The organism is Campylobacter sp. BCW_6464, assembly GCF_001762775.1.
GTDB lineage: Bacteria > Campylobacterota > Campylobacteria > Campylobacterales > Campylobacteraceae > Campylobacter_D > Campylobacter_D jejuni.
The window spans coordinates 59,245-82,613 of record NZ_MJXM01000048.1 but is presented as its reverse complement, the minus strand read 5'-3'; the positions used below and the strand labels follow the sequence as shown (position 1 = coordinate 82,613).

Sequence of the window (23,369 nt, the reverse complement as noted above, 5' to 3'; positions counted from 1 at the left end):
CCAAAAAATGGGATATTATTTTTTGACAAATTTTTTTGCTTTTTCCCAAAGTCTTACACCGAGCTTTTTAGCTTTTTTGGAATTTAAATCTTTGTATTTTTCACTAGCAATTTTTTCTAATTCAAAAATTTCTTGTTTAAAATGATTTAATTTTCTTTGAGTAAGTTTGTTAAAATCATTAATCTTTGGATTTCTCTTAATATCATTTAAAACTAATATTAGTTGTTCTCTACTTTCACTCGCAAGACGTCTAAATTTAGCAAAAAGATTATCAAGTTCATGTTCTAGCAAATTCTCAACTATACTCCTACAAGGATCATTTTGCAGTTGAATCTCTTTTTTTAAAAGAGCAATAAAATCATCTTCTATACCTATTAGTTCTTTGCTTTTTAAACTAACATCTTCTTCAAAATTTGCATAAGTTAATGAAGCTTTAAATTTTTCCATTGCTAAAACAATACCATCTCTTGTGCCTTTAATCACACCTAAACAAAGATCTTTTGCATAAGCCATAGATTCATTAGCTATTTCAAAAGCGGTATTTAAAATAATACTTGAAATTTGTAAAATTCTTTCTTTTTCAAAATGAGCTTCACAAATGGCATTATATACGAGATTTTTAGCTATTTCGCTACTTGTAAGTTCTATATCTTCAGCCTTTTCTAATGTGGTTAAAAAAGCACTTTCAGCAGTTTCTTTTAAAATTCCAAGCATTTCTATATCAAATAAAATAGCATCATTTAAACCACCGCTAAATTCATTACAAAAAGAACATTCTTGTAAAATACTCTCGAATTCAAAAAAATTATCACTGATTTGATTTTTAATCAAATTCTTTTGATTTTCAATCTGTTTGTTTAATAATTCAGCTTCACTAATATACTCATAAAGCGAATTTTGAGCATCTGCGACACTTGCTTTTACGAGAGCCTTAATAACCTTTGAAACATTTTCATCGTCACAAAAATTAAGTTTTTTCAAAATAGTTAAAAATTCAACCAAAAGAGAATTCAAAACTTTTTTTGTTTCATGAGGATTATGTGAAATTTGCTTATATGCAAGATTAAAACTCAAGTCTTCAAGTAAATCACTTGCTTCATCTTTACCGAGATTTGATAAAGAATTTTCAAAAATAATTAAAGTATTTTTCATTTTTCCTTCTTTCTTAAAGTACAAATTTTGCTTTAGCTTTTAATCTATCAAATATATCCAAACGATCTTTTTTGCTATCAACATAAACATTTAATAAATAACTTTGATATTTTCCACTCGCACTTGAATTCGAATACTCAAATTTATATTCTCTTTGACCTAAAATTTCTTGAAAAATTTTACTTGCCCTAACATGCACCTCAAAAATCACCTTATAATCCCAAAAAGTAGGATAATTGATCTGAGGTTCTTTTTTAAGATCGCACAAATTTACCACTTTTGCCTCCTTCTTTGCTTTCAAGCACTATATCCGTAATCCTCATTGATTTATCTACAGCCTTGATCATATCATATATAGTTAAAAGTCCTATACTAACCCCACTTAAAGCTTCCATTTCAACCCCTGTTTTACCTTCACACTTAACTGTTACAATAAGCTTAAATGCACATTCTTTAACAAATTCCACAATATCAGTTTCAACTTTAGAAAGCATTAAAGGATGGCACATAGGAATAATTTCACTTGTTTTTTTAGCCCCTATTATAGCCGCAATAATAGCTGTTTGAAGAACAGGACCTTTTTTTGCGGTATTGTTTTTAATTACATCAAAAGCTTCTTGACTCATATATATCATACCACTAGCTGTGGCTATTCTTGAAGTAATATTTTTATCGCTTACATCTACCATTTTAGGATGATTTTTTTCATCTAAATGACTTAATTTCATAAATTCACCTTTTAAAAAATTATAAAAATTATAGCAAAACCAAACAAATTTAAGATAAAATAAACTTTGTATTTTTATTTAAGGAGAAAACAATGGCTTATGAAGATGAAGAAGATTTAAATTACGATGATTATGAAAACGAAGATGAAGAATATCCACAAAATCACCATAAAAATTATAATTACGATGATGATGATTATGAATACGATGATGATAACAATGATGATGATTTTTATGAGATGGATTAAAATACAAAATTTTCATCTTTAAATTACAAGCAATGTCTTTACAGGGCTTGTAATTTATATCTTAATAATACCCAACGCACATACTCTCAGTGATTTTAATACGCTTTTCAAAAGGGGCTGGACTAAAAAAATGGCATTTTTCTATATAAATATGCTGATGATAATTTAGCCCTAAAAAATCATAAAATTTTTTTAGATTAACAAATTTAATCCCACAAATCTCCTTAAGCTCTAAAAGTTTATAAATAGAAGAATTATTTTTTTCCACTAAATGAGACGGGGCTAATCCAGTAAAAGAACAAAAAGCACTTGCCAATACAAAACCATTTAAATCACTACATTGCCTTAAAGCTTGCTGATGTTTTTCTAAAATGCAATTTCTATGTAAAAATATAATTCTTGTTCCTTGATATCTACCTATTTCTACATTTTTCCAAAATTTATAAGCATTTTTTGAAATTCCAGCAAAACGATGAAATTCAGCGTTTAAAATATAGTGATCTAAAAATTCATTAGGAGGCAAGATTAAACTTTTCATCACTACAATTTAGAGCCCTAAAAGAGCTCTTTAATCTTCTTTGTTTAAATTTTCCTTAGCTTTGCTAGGAAGCTTAGATAAAAGATTATTTAAATCAAAATTAATTCCTTGAGTTTTTGCCTCTTCAAGTAAAGCAACTGCAGCTTTTGCGTTAAATGGAGAAGAGCCATCATGTGGAGCAAAAAGATGATCTGTTATTGCTAGAGCATAAGCGGATTTTTTCACTTCTTCGCGAGCAGCGTGAGGAGTGCGAACAAAACATATACTTTCAATCAAAACATCATCAAAATTCCAACGATGCAATAAAAATCCCAAGAAAGAAATATGATCTACACCTAAAAATTCATTCTCCGCTAAAGCAATATTTTCAATTTTAGTTTCATTTAAAAAAGTTAAAAATTCTTTCTCTCTGTGATTTTGTATAAGAAAATTTGAAAAAATAACAATGCCAAGTCTTAAAAGCATTGCACAAGGAACTAAAAGATGAGAAAGTTTTTTATCTTCATCATTGAGCCAATTTGTGATAAAAGTTGCCTCTTCGTTGCAATTTCTTAAAAAAACTTGAGTATCCAAACCATATGGTGAAACATCTATTTTAAAACTATCTTTAATGGAATCAGCCGTAACTATATTGATGATATTACCAACGCCTAATAAAGTAATCACTTGATTTATGGTTGTAATTTCTCTTGTAAAACCGTAATAAGGAGAATTTGCTAATTGCAAAAGCTTAGCCGTCATCAACGGATCACTTGAAATTATTTCAGCAACTTTCATGGTTTCTATATTTGAATTAGCCTCGCTCACATATTTTCTTAACTTACTTACAGTATCAGGCAAAGGTGGCAAAACTTCGACGCTTTTTAATAAAAGCTCGTTCATATCTCCGATCATATTTAATACATCCTTATTTAATATTCAATGTTCTTCATAGATTTACAATTATATCTAAAATTTAATTTACTTATTGCATTTTTTTATTACTTAAGGTATAATAAAATTACAAATAAATACTGAATTTATGGTATTTTGATTTAGTTAACTAGTAATTAAAAATAGTTTTAATGGAGTTAAATTGATGTTTTTTAATTTTAAAAATAAAAGCTCAACAAAAAAAGAAGAAAGTAAAAAAGTTTTAGAAGCTCTATATCTTCAAGAAAATGAACTTGAAGAAAAATTAAAAAAAATAAATATCAAGCCAAAATTAATCATAGGCTTTGCATCATATCAACTTAATCTAGCGATCATAGGAAATAAGATTCAAAATTCTATAAATGAGCAATGCGATATCATCTTAAGCAGTGCTACTGATTTATTATGCAACCTTGATTCTAACTCAAACATTGAAAACAGTCCCTATAAACAAAATATCCAAGGAATAAGTTTGATGCTTTTTAGTGAGGATATGATAGAAAATCTTTGCACAAATAAAATCAAGCTTTTTAGCAATATAAAAGATTATACAGAAAGAAAAAACTGATAGAAAAAGAAGTTTTATCTATAAATATACCTTTTGAAGCACACTACACAAATACTTTGCATTATTTAATTTATGATGGTTTAAGTCAAAGCGAAAGTTCTCTTTTAGAACTTTTATACAAACACAACCCCTATCCTTGTGCTTTAGTAGGGGGTGGATCTAGTGGAAATATGGACTTTAGCGGAACATTTATATTTTATAATGGAGAAATATTAAAAAATCAAGCTTTAAGCATACATGTCCAATTTAAACCTAAATACCGTTTTGATTTAATGAAGTCTCAAAATTTTAATCCTCAAAGCAATATCACCTTTACCATACTTGATGCAAGCTTATATGATAGGACGGTACGTGAATTTATTGATAAAAAAACCTTTCAATCCATCAACGCGGTTGAAGCTTTATGCAATTATTTTAACTGTACTTTTGAAGAACTTAAAAATAAAATGCAAGAATATACTTTTGCTTTAAAAATTGGAGAAGACTATCTTATTTCCCCTATGGAAATCAACCCAGATAAAACATTATTTAGTTATTGTGATATAGAAAGCGCTCAAGAATTAAGCTTGCTTAAAAAAACAAATTTTATTGAAGCCATAAAAAAAGATTACGAAAAATTTTCTCTTAATAAACCAAAACCACTAGGAGCAATTTTTAATGATTGTATCTTAAGAAGACTTCACAACAAAGAACATTTAAATCAAATCCATTTTAATGATTTTCCTATAGTTGGTTTTTCTAGTTTTGGGGAAATTTATGGAGTGGGAATTGCAAAAAGTTTAGTGGCAATATTTTTTTATGAAGTTGAAAATTTTAATGATTTCAAACCTAGATATTTAAAAACTTTCATACAAAAATACAGCGATTTTAAATACTATTATCTTAATATAAGAGCTCAAAAACTAGAAATGACAAATGAGATTAATAAAATAATTTTAAATCAACTCAAACAAAATACATCAGAAATTGATAAAAATACAAGTATATTTAAAGAAATTTTTGAAGAACTTGAAAATATAAGAAGAAGTCTTACAACTATTAGTGAAAGTTTTACCAATTTCACTAACTACTTAGAATACAACCTTTACCAAAGCGAAGAAAAAATGAATTTAGAAAAAGAAGTGCAATCTTCTTTGAAAAATATAGATCAATTAAATAGTATTTTAGATCTTATTTCAGGGATTGCTGAACAAACTAGCCTTTTATCTTTAAATGCAGGTATAGAAGCTGCTAGAGCTGGAAAACTTGGTCGTGGATTTGCAGTTGTAGCTGATGAAGTTAGAAAACTTTCAGAAAATACCCAAATGGGTCTAGGTGAAATGGAAGGAGCTATTAAATTAGTTATTCAGACCATACAATCCATTGCAAAAAGTTCCAATTCTAGTACTGAAGAAATGAATTTTATAAGGGATAAATCCAATGAATTTTCCAAAATCATTTCAAATCTTATAAATTCAGGTAAAGAAATTTCAGATAAATTAGAACAAAGAAGCAATGTCAGCGAAGATTTTGAAAAAAATGTAAATCAACTCAAATGTTATGAAGATGTTCTAGCTAAATTAAATCAATATTAAAAAAATAAGAATTTCAAGAATCAAAAATCTTGAAATTCTTACACTAAAAAATTAAAGTGCTTTTTTTGCAGCCTCTGCAATTTTTGCAAAAGCAGCAGCATCATTCATAGCTAAATCTGCCAGAATTTTTCTATCAAGTTCAATGCCTGCTTTTTTGAGACCATTGATAAATCTTGAATAACTTAAATTATTAAGCCTACAAGCAGCATTGATACGCACAATCCAAAGACGACGGAAGTCTCTTTTTTTGCGGCGTCTATCACGATAAGCATAGACTAGACTTCTTTCTAATTGTTCTTTTGCTTTTCTAAAATGTTTGCGGCGTCCACTATAAAAACCACGCGCTAATTTTAAAACTTTTTTATGTCTACGGCGTCTAACAACACCTGTTTTTACTCTTGCCATTTTTATTTCCTTTCATAAAGTGGCGTCCAAATTTGGAGCTTGCCCTTGAAATTTTATTTCAAAAGGGGAGTTTGAATGACTTTTAGTCAAAAACTTAAATTCCTAGCATTTTTTCAACAGCTTTTACATTTGTGCTATGCACATATTTAGCTGTGCGAAGATCACGCATTCTTTTTGCAGGTTTTTTAGTCAAAATATGACTTCTAAAAGCTGAGCCTCTTTTGATTTTATTTTTACCTACTTTGAAGCGTTTAACTGCGCTTTTAACGCTTTTCATCTTTGGCATACGCTTTCCTTATTTAGATAAATTTTTATTTTTCAAATTAAAAGAAAAGCTGAATACTATCAAATTTTTTCTAATTTTTGACTGAATTTAATTTTTAAAAAAACTTGGCACACCTTTTGCTTATAAAAAAATCAGCAATATTTTGGAAAGATTTAAAATGACTATAAATTCGGCAAATCCGTATCAAAATTTAACCTTATCTAATCCTTTACAGAATAGCTCTGCTTTAAATTTGATTAAAGATAACAAAGCTTTAGAACAAGAAGGAAATGAAAATAGCTTAGAACAATTAAGTTATATTTTTAATAATACCACTTATGCCAGTGAATTTGGATTTAGAATCAATGAAGAAGGTTTTTTTGATAAAGATTTAAATAAAATTGCCAATATACCAGAATCTTATGACATCAACATTAAAAGCGTTAGAAGCATAGCAAAAGAACTCGCAAAACAAGATGAAATTTTAAATTATAATAAAATTGATCTACCTTATCTTTTAAATAGCTATTATAGTTCATTAAAATCTATAAATTCAGAATTTTTACAAGATGATAATGCTTATTTAAGTCGCGATTTTATTTCAAAACTATCATCAGGTTTTTCAACAGACAATGGAAAATTTTTAGGCCAAATTTCAAGAATTTATAACAATCAAGAAGAAATTGATTTAGCATTAAGCAATATCACAAATTTAAATACTTTAATGTTAGATAATAAAATAACTAATTTTCATTTTAATAAAGCCATAGAAAATACTTCTTCTAATGAAATTTTAAAACCTTATTTAACTAAAAATGCAGAAGTATCAAAATCTGGTCTTTTAATGAATTTTATCTACCATGATATAAAAACCCAAAATGAAAAAGAATTTAACTTTTTTATGAAACCTGTCACTCTAGAACTGAGCTCTCATCAAAATTTACAAAAAATTCTTAAAGGCGAAATGGATATAGAAGATTACATTAAAAAAGAAAATGAAAAAAAGATGAGTTTTGATCTTTATCTTTATGTTAATGGCATAGATAAAAAAACAAGTACTCAAGACAAACTATCTGTATTTTTTCAACAATATATTAACTACCAAAAAGATATGGATTTAAGAGAATTTGCAAATTCAAGCTCAATATTTCAAATTTATATCAATCAAACTCGCAATGATTTTGATGCTTTTAAAAAACAATATCAAAACCAAAGTCAAGACACGCAAAGATTAGAAGAGGTAAATCAACTACGCTCTAATTCTATAGAAAATTTTCTAGATCGTCGCCAAAAACAAGCAAATATAAATAAAATTCTAAACTCTTATATGTCTGTGATGGTTTAAAATAATTTTTACAAAAAATATATAAATTATAAATATTTCAATAATAATAATTTTTATATGAGTAATTAATAAAATTTTAAGTATTATAACATTATAATTCGCTCCCGAAAAAATATAAATATAAAAGCACTCAAAACCATGATTTATAATGAAAAAATTATTTCAATGAATAATGATCTTTTAGATCATCAACATAAAGAACTTTTTGAAATTTCTAAAAAACTCTCTTTAATGAGCCAACGTCATGTTGAAACAAAAGAATTAAAAATTGTCTTAAGAGAGTTATTGATAATGATCAATAGACATTTTTCAGATGAAGAAGCCTTTATGAGAGAAATAGAATATCCTTATATCAACCATCATACAAGAATTCATAGAAAAATTATCTTAGAAATTGAAGAAATTATCATCAGTGAAGCTAAATTTGTAAATATAATGACCGAAAAATTAAATCTCGTTGTTCAAGATTTTATCTTTAAACATACAGCCAAAGAAGATTCAAAGATAGTAAAGTATTACGAAGAAAAATTTAAGAAATAGTATTTCTCATTTTTGCTATATAAAATTCACAAAATATTTCACTTTAAAATTTTACTTTAGTATTTTATTTTTGTTATAATTTTTAACCTAATTTTTATAAATTTTTGTTATTATCCGTTTTCAAATAAAGATAAAAAATATCCTAATTAAAATTAAGGATAAATTAAGGATTTTAAAGTGAAAGTATATTTAGATAACAACGCAACGACAATGCTTGATCCTAATGCTTATGAGTTGATGCTACCTTTTTTAAAGGATATGTATGGAAATCCAAATAGCCTTCATCAATATGGTAGCGCAACACATCCTGCCTTAAGAGAAGCTTTGGATAAACTTTATGCAGGACTTGGAGCAAATGACCTAGATGACATAGTTGTAACCTCCTGTGCGACAGAAAGCATTAACTGGGTGCTTAAGGGTGTGTATTTTGATCATATTTTAGATAAAGAACGCAATGAAGTGATTATTTCTAGTGTAGAACACCCTGCTGTTACTGCTGCTGCTTATTTTTTAAAAAGTCTTGGAGTAAAAGTCATAGAACTTCCTGTAAATGAAGAAGGGGTTTCTACTGTAGAAAATTTGCGTAAAGTGATTAGCGATAAAACAGCACTTGTAAGTGTTATGTGGGCAAATAATGAAACAGGTATGATTTTTGATATTAAAGCGATGGCAGAACTTGCGCATGAATTTGGTGCTCTTTTTCATACAGATGCTACTCAAGCAGTAGGTAAAATAAAGGTTAATTTAACTCAAGTAGGAGTTGATTTTGCTTCATTTTCGGCACATAAATTTCATGGACCAAAGGGTGTGGGTGGACTTTTTATAAAAAAAGGACTTAAACTTACTCCACTTTTACACGGTGGAGAACACATGGGTGGCCGTAGAAGTGGAACTTTAAATGTGCCTTATATAGTAGCTATGGGCGAGGCTTTGCGTATTGCAAATACTATGCTTGATTTTGAAGATTCTCATATACGCCGTTTAAGAGATAAACTAGAAGATCAAATTTTAGCCTTGCCTGATACAACAGTGGTTGGAAAAAGGGAACACCGTGTGCCTAATACAATCTTAGCAAGTATTAAAGGTGTTGAAGGCGAAGCAATGCTTTGGGATTTAAATAAAAATGGTATAGCTGCAAGTACGGGCTCAGCCTGTGCAAGTGAAGCTTTAGAAAGCAATCCTATTATGGAAGCTATCGGTGCGGAGCATGATTTAGCGCATACAGCTTTAAGACTTTCTTTGTCACGTTTTAACACTGAAGAAGAAATTGATTATGCAGCAAAACAAATTAAAAATGCAACACAGAGATTAAGAGCAATTTCTTGTACTTATGCTTATAATCCAAATAATTACAAATAAGGATGGAAAATGGGAAAAAATAGTTTAATTGGTGGATCCATTTGGGATGAGTATTCACAAAAAGTTCAAGATAGAATGAATAATCCTCAACATATGGGAGAATTTAGCGAAGAAGCTGCTAAAGCACGCAATGCAAAATTGATCGTAGCTGATTTTGGCGCAGAAAGTTGTGGCGATGCAGTAAGACTTTTTTGGCTTGTAGATGAAAAAACTGATAAAATTATCGATGCAAAATTTAAAAGTTTTGGTTGTGGTACAGCTATAGCAAGTAGTGATACTATGGTAGATCTTTGCATAGGAAAAACTGTAGATGAAGCAGTAAAAATCACAAATTTAGATGTGGAATTTGCTATGCGTGATAATCCAGAAACTCCAGCTGTTCCACCTCAAAAAATGCACTGTTCGGTTATGGCTTATGATGTAATCAAACAAGCAGCAGCTCATTATAAAGGTATAAGTCCTGAAGATTTTGAAGATCAAATTATAGTTTGTGAGTGCGCTAGAGTAAGTCTTGGAACCATTAAAGAAGTGATTAAACTTAATGATTTGCATAGTGTAGAAGAAATCACACAATATACTAAAGCAGGTGCTTTTTGCAAGTCCTGTATCAAACCAGGCGGACATGAAAAAAGAGATTATTACCTTGTAGATATTTTAGCTGAAACCAGAGCCGAGATGGATAGAGAAAAACTCAAAAATACAATGAAAAGTGATGTGGCTTTTGATGAAATGACCGTAGTAGGACAATTAAAAGCAGTTGAAAGTGTTTTAGATGCTGAAATTCGCCCTATGCTTCATAATGATGGTGGAGATTTGGAAGTGATTGATATACAAAAGGCTGAAGGTGCAGCAATTGACGTTTATATTCGTTATCTTGGTGCTTGTAGTGGTTGTTCTAGTGGAAGTGGTGCGACACTTTATGCTATTGAAACGATTTTACAAGAAGAATTAAGTCCAAATATACGCGTTATGCCGGTTTAAAAAATAGCAAGATAAAATCTTGCTATTTTATAGCTTTTGCTTGCAAATCAAGAGGTGGTAAATTTTCTATATAAATACTGCGACTTGGGAAAGCAAAAGTTAAGCCATTTTTTTCGATTATACGCATAAACTCAAGCATTAAGCTTTGTCTAGCTTCCCTAAAATCTTTTGCGCCTATTTTTTTGGTATAAAAATAAAGCTCTATATTAATACTACTATCTGCAAATTCGCTTAAAGCCACATAACAAGCATTTTTATAGCCTTCTAAATCGTTAATAGATACAAGATTTTGACGATATTTTGTCGTATGATCACCATATTTTAATGCACTATCCTCATCGTGAGCTACCAAATCACTTGTATCCAAAAATTCTTTCAAATCTTTTACACATTGATCTAATTTTTCAGGAGTAGCATCATAACCAACACCCAAATACATTCTAACATGGCGACCCATGCGTCTTTTACTCCAATTTTTGATATTAGCTCCCATAATAGTTGAATTTGGTAAAAATACGAGACAATTATCAAAAGTTCTAATAGTAGTTTTTCTAAGTCCTATTTCAACTACTGTTCCTTCTATACCTGAAACCTCTACCCAATCTCCTTGATTAAAACTATTATCAAAAAGTAAAAGTATAGAAGCAAAGAAATTTGCAATTATATCTTTCGCTGCTAAAGCAACAGCTAAACCACCAATTCCCAAAGATGCAATAATAGCTGAAATATTAAAACCAAGCTGAGCAAGGATATATAATAAAGCTATGATAATAATAACAAAATATAAAATTTTAATAATTAAATTTACAACTTCTTTTTTTCCGCTTTTTTGAGCAAGCTTAGAAACTAGTACCATTCCATAACCATCAAGCATTTTTAAAATAAGCCATGCAATCAAAACCGCATAAATTATGTGGAAAAAATTACTCAAATTAATACTTAAAGGTGCAGGATAAGTTGCTATAGTAAGACAAATCGAAATAGCATAAACAATCAGAAAAAAACTCACTGGTTTTTTAATATTCTCAATAAAAATAACTTTAATATCATCTACATCATTTTTATTTCTATAAAAAAGCCGAACAAGAAAAAAATATACTATATTTGCAAAAAAACGTCTTAAAGATATAAAAGAAACTAAAACCAAAGCAGAAATTACTATTTTTCCGATATTAACAAAACTTACCCCAATTGCCTCGTTTATACGATCTATCCAAACTTGAAGCTCAAGTAGTGAAAAAATATAATTACTTTCAAGCAAATCTGCATTTGATCGTAAATACTTAAGAATTTCAGAATAAGAATCTAGAGCGTTACCAATATATCTTTCTTTTAGGGTAATTTTTTCCAATTCTTCTGGATTTGTAATTTTGCTTTTAAAACTATCTAAATTTACACTAGAAGAATTTTGTAAATTTTCCATTGCCTTATCAACAGTAGCAATTAAATCTTCACTACTTGCTGTATTTTTAAAAAGTTTTTCCACTTCAAACAAAGAAGAATAAAAACTTTCCACAATGTTAAAATAAACTAGATTAAGAGTGGCATCTGTATAAATGTAAGGCTTATTAATATTCTTTTTTTGAACATCTAGTAATTTTTCTTTTGCTTTTAAAAATCTAGCCACTGCCTCTTCATTAATCTTTTGTCCTACTATCATATCGGGTATTTTTGCTAAAATAGTCTTTTTGTCTTTTTCAAATTCACTTAAAATACCATTAAAAGTGCTTGAATTTTCATCATTGTTTTTCTTAAATTCTTTAATTTGATTGTTAAGATCAACATATTTTTCAACTAAAGCATAAATTCCTTCATCTTCTTTACTAATATTCGCATCAATAAATTTAAATTCTTGTGCTCCAAGGTATAAAATAAAAAAACATAAACTAAAAATAATTTTCTTCATTGAACTTTCCTATCTTGTATTAAAGTAAAAATTTTTGCTTTAAAATCATACTCATAAATTTCACCTGTCTCTATAATATAATACCAAGCATGTACTTCTATTTTTCCTTCATCTAAAGCTTCTTGCACGCCTGGATAAGTAAGTATATTTTGCAAAGAATTTACTAAATTTAATTTTTCTGTAAGCCATGAACGCATAGCCAAATCGTCTCTTGCAAAAATCATCACATCTTTTTTTATCGGATCTAACATAGTAAGCCATTTTTTCACGTTAGGAATTTTATTTAACTCTTCATCAGAATAATAAAGAGCATTGCAACCTCCACAATTACTATGGCCACAAACGACGATATTTTTAATATGCAATGAATTTAAAGCATACTCTATTGCTGAAGTTGTCGCCAAGTAATCTTCTCCAACGCGATAAGGTGGAACTATATTTGCAATATTTCGTATTACAAAAAGCTCACCTGGACCCGTATTAGTGATCAAATTTGGAATTACTCTAGAATCAGAACAACCTATAAAAAGAGTATGGGGATTTTGCTTATTTTTTAGACTTTCAAAAAGTTCTTCATGCTCCTTAAAGTCTTCTTGCATAAACTTAATCGCACCGCTAATAAGATTTTCCATAAAACCAACCTAAAACTAAAATCTTGAAATTATAACAAAATTTCAGCAAAGATTTCATTTAAGCATTAAGATATTATATAAATTAACTTTTTATTTAGTCTAATATGTTAGATTTCGCTCAAGATTTTAAAAAATCTAACAATTTTGCAAGGAGAATTTTATGAGTCTTTATGATAGAGACTACTCAAGATCAAAAGAATTTGAAAATACACGCTCAAGCGAATTAAGTATTTTTATTAAACAAACTTATCAACTTTTTGCTGCTTCATTATTAGCTGCAACAGTAGGTGCATATGTAGGAATTTTTGCTTTAGCATCATTTTTTATACAATCACAAGTAACTTTTTGGATCCTTTTTGCTGTTGAAATCGGACTTTTATTTGCTTTGCAATGGAAAAAAAGAGAGGCTCCATTAAATCTTGTTTTACTTTTTGGTTTTACTTTCTGCTCAGGTTTAACGCTTACACCTTTACTTATTTCAGTTTTAGCTCTACCAGCTGGAGGAATTATCATCGCTCAAGCTTTTGCTTTAACAACGGTTGCTTTTGCAGGACTTAGTGTATTTGCTATGAATACAAAAAAAGATTTTACTGTTATGGGCAAAGCTTTATTTATAGTATTAATCGTTATTGTAGCAGCATCTTTACTAAACCTTTTCTTCCAAAGCAGTATAGTTAATCTAGCTATTTCAGCAGTAGCTGCAATATTATTTTCATTTTACATTCTTTATGATACGCAAAATATTATCCGCGGAAATTATGAAACTCCAATCGAAGGTGCAGTAGCACTTTATCTTGATTTTGTTAATCTTTTCGTATCTTTACTTAATATCTTAAGAAGCTTCAATAGCAGATAAGTTTTTGTGGGATTTTTCTCACAAAAACTTATCAAGTTTCAAAACTTTTCAAGTTTTATTTAGCTAAAATAATCATTTAAAAATTAACTTTTAGGAATTTTCAATGATCACTCTTTTAATCATTTTACAATTTATCATCGTTGTAGTTATTTGTATAGCAGTTTTACTTCAAAAAAGTTCAAGTATAGGACTTGGAGCTTATAGTGGAAGCAATGAAAGTTTATTTGGCGCCAAAGGACCGGCTGGATTTTTAACAAAATTTACCTTTATTATGGGAATTTTACTTATTGCAAATACTATTGGTCTTGGTTATTTATACAATAAAGCTAACAAGGACTCTCTAGCAGAGAAAATTAAAGTAGAAAACAACACTACTATTCCAAGTGCTCCTATTGCACCTGCTACCCCAAACACAAATTCTATCGCTCCAAGTGCACCACAACTTCCAAGCGATGTTAATTCAAGTAAATAATTAAAGGAAATGATAATGCTAAGTGAAATTTTTAACAAACAAAAAACCCAAAGTGAAAAATCTTTAGAAGCCTTAAAAAAAGACTTCACCACTTTAAGAACTGGAAAAGTTAATACCCATATTTTAGATCATATTACAGTGGATTATTATGGAACTCAAACTCCTTTAAATCAAGTAGCAACTGTTTTAGCAAGCGATGCTTCAACTATTAGCATCACTCCTTGGGAAAAACCTTTACTAAAAACCATAGAAAGCGCTATTGCAGCTGCAAATATCGGTGTCAATCCAAACAATGATGGCGAAAGTGTAAAATTATTTTTCCCTCCGATGACTAGAGAGCAAAGAGAAGAAAATGTAAAACAAGCTAAAGCTATGGGTGAAAAGGCAAAAGTTTCTATAAGAAATATACGCAAAGATGCCAACGATGCAGTTAAAAAACTAGAAAAAGATAAGGCAATAAGCGAAGATGAAGCAAAAAAAGCTTATGATGAAGTGCAAAAACTTACTGACGCCTACACAACAAAAATTGATGAGAGTGTAAAAAGCAAAGAAAGTGAACTTTTAAAGGTTTAACGATGAATTTAGAGCAAATTTATAAAGATTGTGGTGCTTATTTAGAAGGGCATTTTTTACTAAGTTCAGGTAAACATTCACAGTTTTATCTTCAAAGTGCAAAAGTTTTAGAGGATCCAAAATTAGCAGCAAAACTTTGTGATGAACTTGCAAAGATTATTGCAAGCTATAAGATAGAATTTGATAGCATTTGCTCTCCTGCTTTAGGTGGAATTTTAGCAGGTTATGAGCTTGCAAGAGCTTGTAGTAAACGTTTTATCTTCACTGAAAGAGTAAATAAAGAAATGACTCTAAGACGTGGTTTTGAAGTAAAAAAGGGTGAAAAATTTATAATTTGTGAAGATATCATTACTACAGGTGGTAGTGCTTTAGAGAGTGCAAAAATCATTGAAAGTTTAGGTGGCATTGTTGTAGGTTTTGCAGCATTAGCAAATCGTGGTTTTTGTGCGGTAGAAAATCTAAAATCTCCAAGAAAAGATAATGCGAAATTACCTGAAAATTTACCACTCTTTACTCTAGGAAATTTTGAATTTGAAATTTATGATGAAACAAATTGTCCGCTTTGTAAAAAAGGGAGCAAAGCCATAAAACCAGGAAGTCGTGGAAATTAAATGAAAACTAAAGCAAAAATTAGCTCTAGATGGTTAAGATTTAGAGCTTTGCTTATAGATATTTTTCTTATTTATGTTCCTATTTTATATTTATTTTATTTTATATTAGGCTCTAAAGAAGCTTTTTTAAACAACCATTTTATCACAACTTTATGTACTTTTTTATTTGGTTTGATTCAAGCGATTTTTTTAACAAAAAAGGCACAAAGCCCAGGTCTTAAAGCATATGATTTATATCTTATTGATATAAAAACGGGAAAGAAACTAAGTTTTCTTAGAATTTTACTAAGATATGTGATATTTATTATAAGTTTTGGCTTACTCTTTGGTTTATTTGTCAGTTTTGTAAGAAAAGATCGTTTAAATTTACATGATATTTTAACTCAAAGTTGTATAGCCACCAAAGCATAAAGAAAGGTTAAAAAATGCAAAGAAAAAGAATTTACAATCCAAGCTCAAACGAAACCCTAGGAGATCGTAAAGTTTTTGATGGTAACCCACATGGAATTTTAAATTTCACTAAGGCAAAATATACTTGGGCTTTAAAACTTTGGGATTTAATGGAGGCAAATACTTGGTTTCCAAAAGAAGTGGATACAACTAAAGATGCACTTGATTATCGCTGTAATTTAACCACAGGTGAAAAAAGAATGTATGATTTAGTTTGGAGTCAGCTTATTTCTATGGATAGTTTTCAAACCAATAATTTAGCAGATAATATCAACCCTTATATCACAGCTCCTGAAATCAATGCGGTTTTAGCACGCCAAGCTTATGAAGAGGCAAACCATTCAAAATCTTACGCTGTTATGGTAGAAGCGATTTGCGATAATACAGATTTGATTTATGAAATGGAAAAGCATGATGAAACTTTGCGTGAAAAAAATGACTTTATTTCAAGCATTTATGAAGAATTAGCAGGCGATGTAGATGATAATAAACTTCTTTTGGCTATGGTGGCAAATCAAATTTTAGAAGGAGTATATTTTTATAGTGGTTTTACTGCTATTTACGCACTTGCACGTGCAGGAAAAATGCTAGGTTCAGCACAAATGATCCGCTTTATCCAAAGAGATGAAATCACGCATCTTTTATTATTTCAAAATATGATCAATTCAGTACGCAAAGAAAGACCTGATTTGTTCCATGATGAAAATATCAATAAAATTTATGATATGTTTAAAAAAGCTGGAGATCTTGAGATCAAATGGGGTAAATACATCACTCAAAATCAAATCATGGGCTTTACTGATGATATCATAGAAGAATATATCCATTATCTTGTAGATCAAAGATTAAGCGCAATCAATTTAGACAAGCTATACAATGCAAAACATCCTATTAAATGGGTAGATGATTTTTCAAAATTTAACGATCAAAAGAGCAATTTCTTTGAAAGTAAAGTAACGAATTATTCTAAGGGTAGTATAAGCTTTGATGACTTCTAAAACTTCTTTAGCCTTACTTTGTGATTTTTATGAATTTACAATGTCTCAAGGCTATTTCAAAAACAATAAAAAAGATCAAATTTGTTATTTTGATATATTTTTTAGAAAAATTCCAGATTCAGGATCTTTTGCTATTTTTGCAGGTCTTGAAGATATTTTAGACTTTGTTGAAAATTTGAGTTTTGATGCAGAAGATATAGAATTTTTAAGAAAACAAGGTATTTTTGATACAGAATTTTTAGATTTTTTAGCTAACTTTAAATTTAAAGGTGAAATTTATGCTATGCGTGAAGGAGAAGTGATTTTTCCAAACGAACCTTTGCTATGTATTAAAGCTACAACCATAGAAGCACAGCTTTTAGAAACTTTTTTACTTTTAAGTTTAAACCACCAAAGCCTTATTGCTACCAAAACCAATCGTATCGTGCGTGCAGCTAAAAACAGTAAAATTTTAGAATTTGGTTCACGTAGAGCACAAGGAAGTGAAGCAGCCTTAAAAGGAGCAAGAGCAGCTTTTATAGGAGGTTGCATAGGAAGTGCTTGTACTTTAGCAGGAAAAATTTATAATATCCCTATCAATGGAACTATGGCACATTCTTGGGTGCAAATGTTTGAAAATGAACTTGAAGCTTTTAAAGCTTATGTGAAAATTTATCCAAAAAATCCTGTTTTTTTGATTGATACTTATGATTGTCTAAATAGCGGACTTAAAAATGCAATTAAAGTTTTTAAAGAATTTGGTATCCAAGAAGGCGGTGTGAGAATAGATTCTGGAAATTTACTTGAGTTGAGTTTGAAAATCAGACAAGAACTTGATCAAGCAGGACTTCAAAAATGTAAAATCATAGTTTCTAACGCCCTTGATGAATGGAGCATTAAAAAACTCAAAGAACAAAACGCACCTATTGATATCTTTGGTGTAGGCGAAAGATTGATCACTGCTTCAAGCGATCCTATTTTTAGTTGCGTTTATAAACTCGCAGCCTTAGAAGATCAAGGCATAAAACCTAAAATCAAAATCAGCGAAAATAACGAAAAATCAACCCTACCTCATTTTAAAAAGCTTTTTAGGGTTTATGATAAAAACACACAAAAAATCCTTTTTGATGAGCTTTATGTTTTTGATGAAAACCCAAATCAAGATGAAAATTTAGAACGCAAAGAACTTTTAGAATTAGTCTACAAAGAAAAAAGACTTCTTAAAAAGTCATCTTTAAATACTATTCAAGATTATACAAAAGAGCAAATCTCAAAACTCGATGAGAGTTTTTTAGATCTTGATCGTTTTGTGAAATTTGAAGTAAAACTCTCGCCTAAACTTCAAAATATCACTGAAGATCTTTTAAAAACTCGTTTTTAAAATCCACATAATTTAAAGCGGATTGTTTTAGAAAGCTTATTTCTTCATCGTTTAATTCACGCACAAATTTTGCAGGATTTCCAAGTATCAAAGAGCGTGGCGGAAATTTTTTACCCTTTGTTACAACGCTTCCAGCACCCACTATGCTATCTTCTTCTATCAAAGCATTATCCATGACAACAGCATTCATTCCGATTAAAACACGATTTTTTATCACACAAGCATGGATAACGCAATTATGTCCTATGGTTACATCATCTCCTATTATTGTAGGAAAACCAGCATCTTTTAACTTTCCTTTTTCATCAAATTCCCTATGCCAAACATGCACCGTACTAAGATCTTGAATATTGGTTCTTTTGCCAATTTTTATAAAATTAACATCGGCTCTTAAAACACAATTAAACCAAATGCTACTTTCATCTCCTATTTCTATTTCTCCTATGATTTTAGCCCCCTCTGCAACAAAAACATTTTGACCTAGTTTGGGACTATGATTTTTAAATTTTATAAGCATTTTTTTCCTTTTTATTTAAGTATAGCTAAGTTTAACTCTATTTCAACTTTTTTAGTTACAATTTTTATTTAAATTTATAGGAGAAGTAATGAACGCATTTGAACAAAAAAGATGTCAAAATATGGCTGAAGAAATTGCACAAAAAGTTTTTATCAATGAAGAGCTTTTTAATGCTTTTTGTCAAATTCCGCGTGAAATTTTTTCTCCTTTAAAAGCCCATGCTTATCGCCTTGATGCTTTGCCTTTGGCAAATTCTCAATGGATTAGTTCACCTTTAACTGTAGCTAAAATGACTATGGCTTTAGATTTTAAAAATGCTGATAGTATTTTAGAGATAGGTTGTGGAAGCGGCTATCAAGCTGCGATTTTAAGCAAAGTCATAAGACGTGTTTTTACCATAGAACGCATAGAAAATTTAGCCAAAAAAGCCGCTCAAACTTTCAGAGAATTAGAACTTTTTAATATCAATGTAAAATTTGATGATGGACAAAATGGCTGGAAAAATTATGCTCCTTATGATAGAATTTTATTTTCTGCTTATGCGACACAAATTCCTGAAATTTTACTCGATCAATTAAGCGATGGCGGGATTTTAGTCGCTCCTATTTTACACAATGGCAAACAATTCATCACACGCCTTAGAAAAAATGGCACAAATTTACAAAAAGAAATTTTAGAAGAATGTTTATTTGTGCCTATAGTAGATGGAAAAGAATAAACTTTTTTACAAAATTTATTAAAAACTCTTTAGAGCCTTTCTTAACTTTTCACTCATTTCATCAATATGTTCTTTTTGCAAAATCAAAGGAGGTAAAAATCTCAAATCATTTTCCCCACAACTTATCAGCAAAAGTGCATTTTCTTGGCATTTTTGAATGATCTTGGACACTTTTATACTTTTATCAAGACTAAACCCTTGCATAAACCCTAAGCCTTTGCGTTTTTTACAAAAATCAAATTCTTTTATCAATTCATCTAAACTTTGCTCTAAATAAGGCGTGAGTTTATTGACATTTTCTAAAATTTTTTCTTCTTTAAAAATTTCAAAAACCGCATTCACTCCTGCACAAACCAAAGGATTTCCCCCGTAAGTGCTACCATGATCGCCTGCTTCTAAAGAATTGCTTGCTACTTTTTGATTTATTACAAAAGCACCCACACTAAGCCCACAACCTAAGGCCTTAGCTGAAGTCATGATATCAGGCAAAATTTGTGCGTGCTCATAGGCAAAAAATTTTCCACTTCTACCCATGCCACATTGAATTTCATCAGCGATTAATAATATATCTTTTTCATCACAAAGCTTTCTTAAGGCTTTGTAAAAATCTTTATTTGCAGGATTTATCCCACCTTCTCCTTGCACGCTTTCTAAGATAATGGCACAAGTTTTTTCATTTACTCGTTTTTCAACGCTTAGAATATCATTATATTTTGCAAATTTAACCCCTGAAATTAAAGGTTTAAAAGGCTTTTGATATTTTTCATTAGCAGTAAGCGATAAAGCCCCTAAAGTACGCCCATGAAAAGAATGCTTAAAAGCGATAAATTGTCCACCCTTAATACCTTTGTTAAAGGCGTATTTTCTAGCTGTTTTCATCGCTCCTTCTATACTTTCTGTGCCAGAATTTGTAAAAAAAACACGCTCTAAAGCACTAGCTTTGGCTAAATTTTTAGCTGCAGCGGCTATGTTTTCATTATAATATAAATTGCTAGTATGTAAAAGCTTATCCACTTGAGCTTTGATTTTAGCATTAAATTTAGCATGATTATATCCTAAAGCACAAACGCCTATACCACTTGAAAAATCAAGATATTTTTTAGCCTTATCATCAAAAAGATAAACCCCCTGCCCTTTTTCTAAAACTATATCAAAACGCTTATAAGTAGGGATAATATGACTTTGTTCTTTATAATCCATTTTCATTCTTTAACCCACCAAAGTGCCTATACCTTCATCAGTAAAAAACTCAAGCAACAAAGAATGCTTCACGCGCCCATCTAAAATATGCACCTTTTTAACTCCATTTTCACAAGCATCAATGCAAGATTTTAATTTTACATGCATACCACCTTCTATTTTAGGAGCTAAAATTTTAGCTTGTTCAAGACTGATTTTAGAAATCAAAGAATTTTTATCATTAAAATCCTCATAAAGCCCTGCAGTATCGGTTAAAAAAGCAAGTTTTTCAGCCCTTAAAGCCTTAGCAATCGCACAAGCTGCGTCATCAGCGTTAATATTATAAGTATTAAAATCCTCATCCATGCCAATAGGAGCAATGATAGGTAAAAAATCTTTTTCTAAAAGCTCTTCTAAAATTTTCGAATTTACCTTTTGTATCGTGCCAACAAAAGCTAAATTTTCATCTTTTTTCACACATTCTAAAAGCGCGCCATCTTTACCACAAAGCCCTATGGCTTTAACTCCTAAATTTTGCAAACTATGGACTAAATTTTTATTGATATGATTTAAAACCATACTGGCTACTTCAGTAGTGGCTTTATCACTAACCCTAAGGCCGTTTTTAAACTCACTCTTTACGCCTAATTTTTCACACATAGCAGAAATATCTTTTCCCCCACCATGTACGATGATAGGCTTTAAACCCACAAGTTTTAAAAGAGCTATATCTTGCATCACACAATGCTTTAGCTCTTCATTTTCCATAGCTGATCCGCCGTATTTTATAAGTATAATCTTGGAATTAAATTTGCGTATATAAGGCAAAGCTTCGATTAAGACATTGGCTTTTTCTAAATATTTTTGCATGATCATTCCTTAAACATTAAAGCTGGTTTGATTATACTCATTTAAAGAAAGATCGTAATAATTCGCATCCTCTCTTAAAGTAAAACCATAATGTTTCCAAAACTTATTGCCTAAATCATTGTTTTTAAAAGCGATTAAGGCGATTTTATTGATCTTTTGAGCTTTTAAGGCCTCGAGACAAAATTTTGTCATCTCGTGTGCTATACCCTTTTTTCTATGATCTTTATGCACACATACATGATAAAATCCCCCTGTGCGTCCATCATGCCCGCAAAGTATACTTCCTACAATTTCTTCATCAATCACTGCTACAACGCTAAGATTTGGGTTTCTATCTAAAAAATTTTCTATATTTTCTTTGCTATCATCAATGCTTCTTATCCCAAAGCCTTTTATCTCGCACCAAAGCTTATAAACGACTTCATAATCACTTTTTTGCATAGCTCGTATTATCATTTTTATCCTTTACAAATTTGCAAAGAATTTAAGTCCTTCATCTTCATCAAAATCAAACATTAAATTCATATTTTGAACAGCTTGTCCTGCTGCGCCTTTAATTAAATTATCAATAGCACCAAGCACAATAACACGCCTTGTGCGTTGATCTATACTAAAATTTATATCCGCAAAATTGCTTGATTTAACCCACCGAGTCTGCGGAAACGACTGCGGCGGTAAAAGCCTTATGAATTTATTGTTTTGATAGTATTTTGTATAAATATCGCGTATGTCTTGCTCTTGCAAATTCTCTTTTAAATTTGCATAAGCACTGATTAAAATTCCTCTTTGCATAGGCACAAGATGAGGGGTAAATTGTAGAGTGATTTTCTCTTTGGCCGCATAGCTTAAATGCTCTTCAATTTCGGGAGTATGGCGGTGCGAAGCCAAACCATAAGCTTTGATATTTTCATTAACTTCGCAAAAAAGATTTTCCATCTTTGCACTTCTTCCTGCTCCGCTTACTCCACTTTTTGCATCAATGATAACTGAGTTAAAATCGATGATTTTTTCTTTAAAAAGCGGATAAAGACTTAAGATAGAACAAGTGGTATAGCAACCTGGATTTGCCACCAAACTTGCTTTTTTTATCTCTTCTTTATAAAGCTCGCAAAGTCCATAAACTGCATTTTGCAAAAGCTCTTGATTAGGATGAGTGAATTTATACCAAAGCTCATAATCTTTAGGATTTTTAAGACGAAAATCTGCACTTAAATCAATGATTTTCATCTTTTTTAACAAATTCTCATTTAAAAGCTTAGCGCTAAATTCATGAGGAGTAGCCAAAAACAAAAGATCAAGTTCAAGTTCATCTAAATTTTTATTTTCAAAACATAAATTTAAAGGGGTATTAGGATAAAGATCTTGATAATTTTGTCCCACGCTAGAACTCGAACCTAAATAAGAAATTTCAACTTTGGGATGATTAAGCAAAATGCGTACAAGCTCATTACCTGCATAACCACTCGCTCCTAAAATCCCAACTTTTATTTTCATCTTTATCCTTTAAATGTAAAAGCAAATATTATAAACAAAAAAAGTTAAAAATTTTAACTATTATTCTCTTTAACCTTATCTTTATTGCTCGAAAATCAAAACATCTGAAAAAATAAAA

The 23,369-nt window shown here is 30.0% G+C and carries 29 protein-coding genes; 15 read left to right on the top strand and 14 right to left on the bottom strand.

What is annotated here, in order from left to right; genetic code table 11:
- Window positions 1-15: 15 nt before the first annotated feature.
- From AJ885_RS06555 to moaC, 3 genes are read right to left on the bottom strand one after another with little or no spacing between them, the layout of a single operon-like run.
- On the bottom strand, window positions 16-1,176 hold the full coding sequence (locus AJ885_RS06555; RefSeq protein ID WP_079860258.1) for a hypothetical protein: 1,161 nt from the start codon (window positions 1,174-1,176) through the stop codon (window positions 16-18).
- On the bottom strand, window positions 1,166-1,429 hold the full coding sequence (locus tag AJ885_RS06550) for a DUF493 family protein (RefSeq protein WP_070280900.1): 264 nt from the start codon (window positions 1,427-1,429) through the stop codon (window positions 1,166-1,168). The genes AJ885_RS06555 and AJ885_RS06550 overlap by 11 nt, the downstream gene beginning before the upstream one ends.
- A complete protein-coding gene (gene moaC / locus AJ885_RS06545; protein ID WP_070210160.1) occupies window positions 1,407-1,880 on the bottom strand; it encodes a cyclic pyranopterin monophosphate synthase MoaC in 474 nt (157 codons plus the stop codon). Before moaC ends, AJ885_RS06550 begins: the two co-directional genes overlap by 23 nt.
- Window positions 1,881-1,972: 92 nt before the next feature.
- Between moaC and AJ885_RS06540 the strand changes: the two genes are divergently transcribed.
- Window positions 1,973-2,128: a highly acidic protein gene (locus tag AJ885_RS06540; protein WP_002851965.1), complete on the top strand. Its 156-nt coding sequence runs from the start codon at window positions 1,973-1,975 to the stop codon at window positions 2,126-2,128.
- Between the two features lie 61 nt (window positions 2,129-2,189).
- Here the strand turns inward: AJ885_RS06540 and cheQ are convergent, their stop codons facing one another.
- On the bottom strand, window positions 2,190-2,669 hold the full coding sequence (gene cheQ / locus AJ885_RS06535) for a cheVAW transcriptional regulator CheQ (RefSeq protein WP_079264411.1): 480 nt from the start codon (window positions 2,667-2,669) through the stop codon (window positions 2,190-2,192).
- A gap of 27 nt (window positions 2,670-2,696) precedes the next feature.
- Window positions 2,697-3,560 (bottom strand): cheVAW transcriptional regulator CheP, encoded by an 864-nt coding sequence (cheP, locus tag AJ885_RS06530; RefSeq protein ID WP_002880896.1) that lies wholly within the window; start codon window positions 3,558-3,560, stop codon window positions 2,697-2,699.
- Between the two features lie 184 nt (window positions 3,561-3,744).
- Between cheP and AJ885_RS10980 the strand changes: the two genes are divergently transcribed.
- Together AJ885_RS10980 and AJ885_RS06520 are read left to right on the top strand one after the other, a co-directional pair.
- The gene (locus AJ885_RS10980; protein WP_079860257.1) at window positions 3,745-4,146 is read left to right on the top strand and encodes a hypothetical protein; all 402 of its coding nucleotides are present in this window, start codon (window positions 3,745-3,747) and stop codon (window positions 4,144-4,146) included.
- 56 nt (window positions 4,147-4,202) lie between these two features.
- On the top strand, window positions 4,203-5,720 hold the full coding sequence (locus tag AJ885_RS06520; protein WP_079860256.1) for a methyl-accepting chemotaxis protein: 1,518 nt from the start codon (window positions 4,203-4,205) through the stop codon (window positions 5,718-5,720).
- 51 nt (window positions 5,721-5,771) lie between these two features.
- On the opposite strand, the gene rplT is transcribed toward AJ885_RS06520, so the two are convergent.
- Both rplT and rpmI read right to left on the bottom strand, forming a co-directional pair.
- Window positions 5,772-6,125 carry a 50S ribosomal protein L20 gene (gene rplT, locus AJ885_RS06515; RefSeq protein ID WP_002880898.1) on the bottom strand — a complete coding sequence of 118 codons (354 nt, stop codon included), beginning with the start codon at window positions 6,123-6,125 and terminating at the stop codon, window positions 5,772-5,774.
- A 94-nt stretch (window positions 6,126-6,219) separates the two neighbouring features.
- The gene (gene rpmI, locus AJ885_RS06510) at window positions 6,220-6,411 is read right to left on the bottom strand and encodes a 50S ribosomal protein L35 (RefSeq protein ID WP_002777995.1); all 192 of its coding nucleotides are present in this window, start codon (window positions 6,409-6,411) and stop codon (window positions 6,220-6,222) included.
- Between the two features lie 157 nt (window positions 6,412-6,568).
- On the opposite strand from rpmI, the gene AJ885_RS06505 reads away from it, so the two are divergent.
- The 4 genes from AJ885_RS06505 (at window position 6,569) to AJ885_RS06490 (ending at window position 10,615) form a co-directional block, all read left to right on the top strand.
- The gene (locus AJ885_RS06505; RefSeq protein WP_002880899.1) at window positions 6,569-7,735 is read left to right on the top strand and encodes a hypothetical protein; all 1,167 of its coding nucleotides are present in this window, start codon (window positions 6,569-6,571) and stop codon (window positions 7,733-7,735) included.
- A 138-nt stretch (window positions 7,736-7,873) separates the two neighbouring features.
- Window positions 7,874-8,275 carry a hemerythrin domain-containing protein gene (locus tag AJ885_RS06500; protein WP_002861030.1) on the top strand — a complete coding sequence of 134 codons (402 nt, stop codon included), beginning with the start codon at window positions 7,874-7,876 and terminating at the stop codon, window positions 8,273-8,275.
- 177 nt (window positions 8,276-8,452) lie between these two features.
- Window positions 8,453-9,634, top strand: coding sequence for a NifS family cysteine desulfurase (locus tag AJ885_RS06495; protein WP_002861029.1), 1,182 nt, complete (start codon window positions 8,453-8,455; stop codon window positions 9,632-9,634).
- Window positions 9,635-9,643: 9 nt separating this feature from the next.
- Window positions 9,644-10,615: an iron-sulfur cluster assembly scaffold protein gene (locus AJ885_RS06490; RefSeq protein ID WP_070280898.1), complete on the top strand. Its 972-nt coding sequence runs from the start codon at window positions 9,644-9,646 to the stop codon at window positions 10,613-10,615.
- 22 nt (window positions 10,616-10,637) lie between these two features.
- Here the strand turns inward: AJ885_RS06490 and AJ885_RS06485 are convergent, their stop codons facing one another.
- Window positions 10,638-12,521: a mechanosensitive ion channel family protein gene (locus AJ885_RS06485; RefSeq protein ID WP_070280896.1), complete on the bottom strand. Its 1,884-nt coding sequence runs from the start codon at window positions 12,519-12,521 to the stop codon at window positions 10,638-10,640.
- Complete coding sequence (locus tag AJ885_RS06480) at window positions 12,518-13,153, bottom strand: carbonic anhydrase (protein WP_002851887.1); 636 nt, start codon at window positions 13,151-13,153, stop codon at window positions 12,518-12,520. The genes AJ885_RS06485 and AJ885_RS06480 overlap by 4 nt, the downstream gene beginning before the upstream one ends.
- A 160-nt stretch (window positions 13,154-13,313) precedes the next feature.
- On the opposite strand from AJ885_RS06480, the gene AJ885_RS06475 reads away from it, so the two are divergent.
- The 7 genes from AJ885_RS06475 (at window position 13,314) to AJ885_RS06445 (ending at window position 18,473) form a co-directional block, all read left to right on the top strand.
- Window positions 13,314-14,009, top strand: coding sequence for a Bax inhibitor-1/YccA family protein (locus tag AJ885_RS06475; RefSeq protein ID WP_002851668.1), 696 nt, complete (start codon window positions 13,314-13,316; stop codon window positions 14,007-14,009).
- A gap of 103 nt (window positions 14,010-14,112) precedes the next feature.
- A complete protein-coding gene (gene secG / locus AJ885_RS06470) occupies window positions 14,113-14,481 on the top strand; it encodes a preprotein translocase subunit SecG (protein ID WP_002880902.1) in 369 nt (122 codons plus the stop codon).
- 9 nt (window positions 14,482-14,490) lie between these two features.
- Window positions 14,491-15,054, top strand: a complete 564-nt coding sequence (frr, locus tag AJ885_RS06465; protein WP_074470019.1) for a ribosome recycling factor — start codon at window positions 14,491-14,493, stop codon at window positions 15,052-15,054.
- Window positions 15,055-15,056: 2 nt separating this feature from the next.
- Window positions 15,057-15,665: an orotate phosphoribosyltransferase gene (gene pyrE / locus AJ885_RS06460; protein ID WP_002854423.1), complete on the top strand. Its 609-nt coding sequence runs from the start codon at window positions 15,057-15,059 to the stop codon at window positions 15,663-15,665.
- Entirely contained in the window at window positions 15,666-16,076 is a 411-nt protein-coding gene (locus AJ885_RS06455) for an RDD family protein (RefSeq protein ID WP_002870659.1), read from the top strand.
- A 14-nt stretch (window positions 16,077-16,090) separates the two neighbouring features.
- On the top strand, window positions 16,091-17,113 hold the full coding sequence (locus AJ885_RS06450) for a ribonucleotide-diphosphate reductase subunit beta (protein WP_002870660.1): 1,023 nt from the start codon (window positions 16,091-16,093) through the stop codon (window positions 17,111-17,113).
- On the top strand, window positions 17,100-18,473 hold the full coding sequence (locus AJ885_RS06445) for a nicotinate phosphoribosyltransferase (protein WP_072223578.1): 1,374 nt from the start codon (window positions 17,100-17,102) through the stop codon (window positions 18,471-18,473). Before AJ885_RS06450 ends, AJ885_RS06445 begins: the two co-directional genes overlap by 14 nt.
- On the opposite strand, the gene AJ885_RS06440 is transcribed toward AJ885_RS06445, so the two are convergent.
- A complete protein-coding gene (locus AJ885_RS06440; protein ID WP_002861022.1) occupies window positions 18,442-18,990 on the bottom strand; it encodes a gamma carbonic anhydrase family protein in 549 nt (182 codons plus the stop codon). The genes AJ885_RS06445 and AJ885_RS06440 overlap by 32 nt on opposite strands.
- 88 nt (window positions 18,991-19,078) lie before the next feature.
- On the opposite strand from AJ885_RS06440, the gene AJ885_RS06435 reads away from it, so the two are divergent.
- Window positions 19,079-19,708, top strand: coding sequence for a protein-L-isoaspartate(D-aspartate) O-methyltransferase (locus AJ885_RS06435; protein ID WP_002861021.1), 630 nt, complete (start codon window positions 19,079-19,081; stop codon window positions 19,706-19,708).
- A gap of 18 nt (window positions 19,709-19,726) precedes the next feature.
- On the opposite strand, the gene AJ885_RS06430 is transcribed toward AJ885_RS06435, so the two are convergent.
- From AJ885_RS06430 to argC, 4 genes are read right to left on the bottom strand one after another with little or no spacing between them, the layout of a single operon-like run.
- A complete protein-coding gene (locus AJ885_RS06430) occupies window positions 19,727-20,914 on the bottom strand; it encodes an aspartate aminotransferase family protein (RefSeq protein WP_079860255.1) in 1,188 nt (395 codons plus the stop codon).
- A 3-nt stretch (window positions 20,915-20,917) separates the two neighbouring features.
- Entirely contained in the window at window positions 20,918-21,763 is an 846-nt protein-coding gene (gene argB, locus AJ885_RS06425; protein ID WP_079860254.1) for an acetylglutamate kinase, read from the bottom strand.
- Window positions 21,764-21,766: 3 nt separating this feature from the next.
- A complete protein-coding gene (locus AJ885_RS06420) occupies window positions 21,767-22,213 on the bottom strand; it encodes a GNAT family N-acetyltransferase (protein ID WP_070280894.1) in 447 nt (148 codons plus the stop codon).
- Between the two features lie 9 nt (window positions 22,214-22,222).
- Window positions 22,223-23,251, bottom strand: coding sequence for an N-acetyl-gamma-glutamyl-phosphate reductase (gene argC, locus AJ885_RS06415; protein WP_002861017.1), 1,029 nt, complete (start codon window positions 23,249-23,251; stop codon window positions 22,223-22,225).
- Between the last annotated feature and the right edge of the window lie 118 nt (window positions 23,252-23,369).